This is a genomic window from Streptomyces sp. NPDC055189, from assembly GCF_053606765.1.
Genome location: NZ_JBSGSG010000173.1, coordinates 1 through 5,693, shown reverse-complemented (window position 1 = coordinate 5,693; position 5,693 = coordinate 1). Strand labels below are relative to the sequence as shown.

The 5,693-nt window shown below is 69.8% G+C and carries 7 protein-coding genes and 1 pseudogene; all 8 read left to right on the top strand.

Annotated elements, in window-relative coordinates; all coding sequences use genetic code 11:
* The first annotated feature begins 104 nt into the window (after nt 1-104).
* Nucleotides 105-356, top strand: a complete 252-nt coding sequence (locus tag ACWFR3_RS46520; RefSeq protein WP_376126001.1) for a hypothetical protein — start codon at nt 105-107, stop codon at nt 354-356.
* A 14-nt stretch (nt 357-370) separates the two neighbouring features.
* A complete protein-coding gene (locus ACWFR3_RS46515; RefSeq protein WP_375852331.1) occupies nt 371-925 on the top strand; it encodes a hypothetical protein in 555 nt (184 codons plus the stop codon).
* A complete protein-coding gene (locus ACWFR3_RS46510; protein WP_376041182.1) occupies nt 925-1,389 on the top strand; it encodes a hypothetical protein in 465 nt (154 codons plus the stop codon). The genes ACWFR3_RS46515 and ACWFR3_RS46510 overlap by 1 nt, the downstream gene beginning before the upstream one ends.
* A gap of 24 nt (nt 1,390-1,413) precedes the next feature.
* On the top strand, nt 1,414-1,614 hold the full coding sequence (locus ACWFR3_RS46505) for a hypothetical protein (RefSeq protein WP_365438247.1): 201 nt from the start codon (nt 1,414-1,416) through the stop codon (nt 1,612-1,614).
* A 3-nt stretch (nt 1,615-1,617) separates the two neighbouring features.
* A complete protein-coding gene (locus ACWFR3_RS46500; protein WP_375852329.1) occupies nt 1,618-2,604 on the top strand; it encodes a phage tail tube protein in 987 nt (328 codons plus the stop codon).
* A gap of 7 nt (nt 2,605-2,611) precedes the next feature.
* Nucleotides 2,612-3,124, top strand: coding sequence for a hypothetical protein (locus tag ACWFR3_RS46495; protein WP_375852328.1), 513 nt, complete (start codon nt 2,612-2,614; stop codon nt 3,122-3,124).
* An 11-nt stretch (nt 3,125-3,135) separates the two neighbouring features.
* Nucleotides 3,136-3,693 carry a hypothetical protein gene (locus ACWFR3_RS46490; RefSeq protein WP_375852327.1) on the top strand — a complete coding sequence of 186 codons (558 nt, stop codon included), beginning with the start codon at nt 3,136-3,138 and terminating at the stop codon, nt 3,691-3,693.
* Between the two features lie 77 nt (nt 3,694-3,770).
* Nucleotides 3,771-5,693: pseudogene (locus ACWFR3_RS46485) on the top strand (hypothetical protein); the annotation flags it as partial.

Below are 5,693 nucleotides of genomic sequence, written 5' to 3'. Positions count from 1 at the left end.
GGTAGGCGTCCGCGTCCGGGATCAGACCCGCCCGGATGTTGGGGTCGAGCGCCGTGCAGACACCCTGCGCCGCCGCCCGCCCCGCTTCAAGAGAGGAACCAGCGATGCGCGTCCGCATGAAGGTCACGATCTCCGGCACCCGCGACGGCCAGCCCTGGCCCGAGCGCGGACAGAGCGTGGACCTGCCCGACGGCGAGGCCAAGCAGATGGTCGCGGCAGGCCTGGCCGAGCCGCACGACGACAGCGACGACGGCGAGGACGGCCAGCCGCCCGAGGAGAACACCGCCAACCCGGGCGAGCCGGAGAAGGCCACCGGCCGCCGCAAGCCCACGACGAAGTCGGCCGTCGAGAAGTAGCCCGGGAGGCTTCCATGGCGCTGCTCACCCTCGCCGAGGCGAAAGCCCAGCTCGACAACGACACGGACACCGACGACCTCGAGCTGCAGGTGTACATCGAGGCACTGACCGCAGCGATCGAACGGCACGTCGGGCCGGTGGAAACCCGGGAGTTCGCCGAGACGATCGAGGGCCGCAGCAGCTCCCTGTGCCTGTCCCACATTCCGGCCGTCGCCCTGGTGTCGGTCGTCCCGGCCGTGGACGCGGGCGACGCTCTCGACCTGGACGCGCTCGTCCTGGACGGCGCCACGGGCATCGTCCGCTACCGGGGCGGCTCGTTCACGGGGACGCTGTGGCGGGTCACGTACACGGCCGGCCGCGGCGAGGTGCCGCCCACCATCAACCTGGCCGCGCGGATCCTGCTTCAGCACCTGTGGCGTACCCAGTACGGGGCATCCCGGGGGCTGGGCAGCATCGGCGGCGGCGACGACTTCTCCGTGACCGAGCCGGTGCCCGGCTGGGGCTACGCGATCCCGAACAGGGTCCTGCAGCTGCTGGAGCCGTACAAGGTCCCGCCGGGGGTGGCCTGATGCTGACCTCTCGTGTCCCGGCCGCTGTGGACGGGCTGCTGGCGGTGCTGCGGGCGGCACCCGGCCTGGCGGACGTGACGGTCGTCGACGGGCCGCCAGCGGTCAACCTGACCCCGCGGCGCCTGCTCTTCGTGGGCTGGCAGCCTGGGGGCGAGTCGGCGGTGTCTCTCGCCCAGACGTTCAACGGCGCTGGCGCCAGGACCCGCGACGAGACGTTCCAGATCGCCGGGTACATCGAGGCCCGCACCGGCGACAAGGACATGCAGGCCCGCCGGGCTGCAGTGTTCGCGATCCTCGGGGAGATCGAGACGGCGCTGCGCGCCACGACCGACGCGCCGGACGCGCCCACGCTGGGCGGGGCGGTGCTGTGGGCGCACCTGACCGCGGGCGACCTCACCCAGATCCAGAGCGAGGGCAGCACCGCCGGGCTGGCGTTCACGGTGACCTGCCAGGCCCGTATCTGATCCACCACCACAAGGGAGCAAGTGATGGCGCGTGTGCGCTTTCTGGGGCCGGAGCCGGTGACCGTGCCCGAACTCGGCCGGACTGTCCACCCGGACGAGGTCGTCGAAGTCTCGGACGAAAGGTTCGACGGCTACGTGTGCCAGCCCGCGAACTGGGAGTCCGTCGAAGAGCCCGGGGCGAAGGCCTCGAAGAAGACCGCGGTCAAGCCGCAGAAGGAGGGCTGATCCATGGCGATCGGATCCGGGCTCGGTGCCCAGCTCGGCATCGCAGCCGAGACGACCTACGGCACCTACGTGGCGCCGTCGAAGTTCATCGAGTTCACGCAGGAATCGCTGGCGCTGAAGAAGACCACGGCGCAGTCGGCGGGGATCGCGGCCGGCCGTCTGCTGGCGCTGTCGTCGCGGCGCGTGCTCACCCGCCGCGAGGTGGAGGGCAGCCTGGACATCGAGGTCGCCAACAAGGGCATGGGCGCCCTGGTCCAGGCGCTCATGGGCACGTCGGTGACGCCGGTGAAGCAGTCGACCACCACGGCGTACATGCAGACGCACCTCCTGGCGGACACCCGGGGCAAGTCCCTGACGATCCAGAAGGGCGTGCCGCTGACGACTGGCACGGTCACGGCTAAGTCTTTCGTGGGCTGCAAGGTCACCTCGGCGGAGTTCGCGTGCGAGGTCGGCGGCATGCTCACCGGGTCGTTCGAGTTCGACGGCAAGGACTGCGACGAGGCGCAGCCCCTGGCGGTCGCGTCGTATGGCAACTCGTCCCCGTTCCACTTCGGGCAGATGACCCTGAAGACGGGCGCGTTCGGGTCGGAGACGGCGCTGGACGGCATCCGCAAGGTGTCGGTGAAGGTGGAGCGGCCGCAGGATGTGGAGCGGTTCTACGCGAACCAGGCGTCGCTGAAGAAGGAGCCGATCGCCAACGACCAGGTGAAGATCACCGGGTCGCTGGAGACGGACTACGCCGCCACCACCCTGGACGACCTCCACACCTCGGACGCAGCGTTCTCCCTGGTGTGGGAGTTCACCGGCGCCCTGATCGAGACGACCTACGCCGACACGTTCCGGGTCACGCTCCCGGCCGTCCGCCTGGACGAGGGCCCGCCCACCGTGGATGGCTTCGGCGTCGTCAAGCCGACGTTCAACTTCACCGGCCTGTACGACGGCACGAACCAGCCGAAGATCGAGATCATCTCGACCGAAGCGACTCTGTGAGCCCGGCGTGGTTCAGAACATTCGCGTGATCGGTACCGGCCAGCTGCTGGAGTTGTCGGCGCGGCTGCGCCGGGCCGGTCACGAGAACATCCGCTCCAGCTTCCACCGGCGCATCCGGCGGGCGGCGGAACCCCTGCGCGACGACCTGCAGGACGCCATCCGCCGCCTGGACATCCGCTCGCAGGGCCGGGGGTTCGGCAAGCGTGGCGGGCGGTCGCCGACCACGCGCCCCCTGCGCCGGTCGATCGCCGCAGCCATCCGCATCTCGGTCCGCAACACCGGCAATCCGGGCGCCCGCGTCTGGCTCGACAAGGGACTCCTGCCGCCAGACATCCCCATGGGCGTCGTGAACCGGCTCAACGAAGGCCGCCTCCGGCACCCCGTGTTCGGCAACAAGCGCCGGTGGGCGCAGCAGAACGCCACGCCTCTGTGGTGGGACCGGACCGTGCGCTCTCACCACGACCGCATCACCCGTGAAGTCGGCCGCGTCGTCGATGACGTGCGCCGGCACCTCGAATAGGAGCAACACCCGTGATCGTTGTCTACACCCCTGCGGGCGGCGAGCCCGAGCAGTACGACGCGTCCAGCCTGCGCGTGTCCGAGGCCGCGATCGTGCAGCGCACCGTCGACATGAAGTGGCAGGAGATCAAGGAGGGGTTGGAGAGCGACGACCTGGACGCGATGCGCGGCATCGTCTGGGTCATCAAGAAGCGCTCCCAGCCCAGCCTGCGGTTCGGGGAGTTCGACCCGGGCGTGGACGAGATGGTCTCCCGCATGGACCGGCGGGAAGTCGAGGCCTACGTCGACAACGCGTTCGCGACCACGCAGGACGACAGCGAGCTGACCCCGGAGACGGTGGCCGGCATCCTCCTCGAGCGGCTGCCGAGTGTGGCCGCCGATCCTGAGCACGCGCGCGCCCTGATCGACGCCCGGGCCACCAGCCCAAAAGCGGCGGCCGACGAGCCGCTGCCGGAGGAGACACCGGGCGAGGCTACGAGCCCGAGCCCGACATCGAACGAGCCCGAGGCCTCTACCTCGGACTCTTCGCCCACGTCCTCCACATCCCCCCTGCAGCCGTCGACGAGCTGACCATCGACGACTTCTACAACCTGACCGCCTGGATCGACCAGCACCAGGCAGCCCTCCAGGCGGAAGGTGGTTGAGCCGTGCCGTCGATGAACTTCCTCCTCACCGGCCAGGACCGGTTGAGCCACGTCTTCGACCGGATTGGGGACCGCGCGCAGCGGCTTCACCGGCGCATCGACGATGCGACCACTCGCGGCAATGTCGCAATGAGCCGCTTCACCAGTAACACGTCCCGACGCCTGTCCCAGATGCAGCAGGACAGCGAGGCCGGCGGGAAGGCGCTGGAGAAGCTGGCGGGCGCCGCGCTGCTGCTGGCTCCGGCCGCGATCCCGGTCGCCGCAACGCTGGCGCCGATCGCAGCCGGGGCGGGCACGGTCGCCGTCGCGATCGCAGCGATGGGTGCCGCCCTGGTCCCGCAAATCTCTGCTCTGGGCGACGCGGCTGAGGCGGAGACGAAGTGGCAGGACGCGGTCGCCAAGAGTGGCGCCACCTCGGCGGAAGCAGCGCAGGCGCAGGCTGCCTACGCCAAGACCGTGGCCGAACTGCCGCCCGCCACACGTCAGGCGGCGGCCGCGTTCAGCGTGCTCAAGGACGAGTTCGCGGACTGGTCCGACGAGCTGGCCGGCGACACGATGGCCCCAGTCATCAAGAGCATCGGCATCGCCAACGCCCTGTTGCCGAAGACGTCCGGCCTAGTCCGTGCCGCCTCGTCGGAGACCGACCGCTTCCTGACGATCATCGGCGGCTCGATGGCCTCTCCTGGCTTCGACCGCCTCAACGACAAGTTCACCACGTTCACACAGCGCACGTTGCGCAACCTGAACGACGGATTGGTGCACCTGCTGCGCACCAGCGACGGCAAGGTCGGCAGCAACCTGGCAGAGTTCATGGACTACGCCAGAGCCCAGGGGCCGTTGGTCTCCAGCGTCCTGCGCAACATTGGCACCACGCTGATGAACGTGCTGCGGGCGGGCAGCGACGTCGGCGTGGGCATGCTGCAGGTCATCAACGTCCTCGCCAAGCTCGTCTCGGCGGTCCCGCCTGGCACCATCGCCGCCCTCCTGCAGCTGGCGTTCGCGATGAAGGTGACTAAGGCGGCCGCGTTCGGTCTGGCCGCGGCGCGCACGGCCGTGGCTGCGTTCATGACGCAGCTCATCGCGATGGGGAACGCGGCCGCGGGCACGCCTGGGCGGCTGCGCGCGGTCGGCGCGGCGATCGGCGCCCTGTCCCGCAGCGCGAAGGTGGCGCTGGCTGGCACGGGTATCGGTCTGCTGCTGGTCGCGCTCGCCGAGCTGCAGCAGCGGGGCAAGTCGGTGCCTCCGGACGTCGACAAGCTGACCACGTCGCTGGGCACGCTGGGCCGCACCGGGCGGGTCACGGGCGAGGCCGCGCGGGTGATGGGCAAGGACATGGAGGGCCTGGCCTCCGCTGTCGAGCGTGTCGCTGGCCACAGCGGCGGCATGGACTCGTTCAACGACGTCATGAACCGGATCTTCACTCTGGGCATGGCGGACAGCAACTCCATGAAGGTGGCCAAGGAGGACCTGGACGGTATCGACCAGGCGCTCGCCAACCTCGTCAAGGGCGGCAACGCCAGCTTGGCCGAGGCCGCGCTGAAGCGGATGAGCGACGCCTACGGCAAGGGCGGCCGGGACACCCGTGAGTTCACCTCGCGGCTGGACGCCTACAAGCAGGCTCTGGCTGACGCCAAGTTCGAGCAGCAGCTCGCCGCCGACAGCATGGGCCTGTTCGGCGCGCAGGCGCAGGCCGTGCAGCAGAAGCTGAACGCGCAGAAGATGAGTGCGGACGGGCTGCGCCAGTCGATCCAGGCGCTGTCGGAGACGTCCCGGAACGCGTTCGACGCCGAGACGAAGTTCGAAGCGGCGATCGACAACGTCACCAAGTCGCTGAAGGCCAACGGCAAGACCCTCGACGTCGGCACGGACAAGGGCCGCGCAAACCGGGACGCCCTGTCGCAGATGGCGGCGGCGACCGAGGACGCC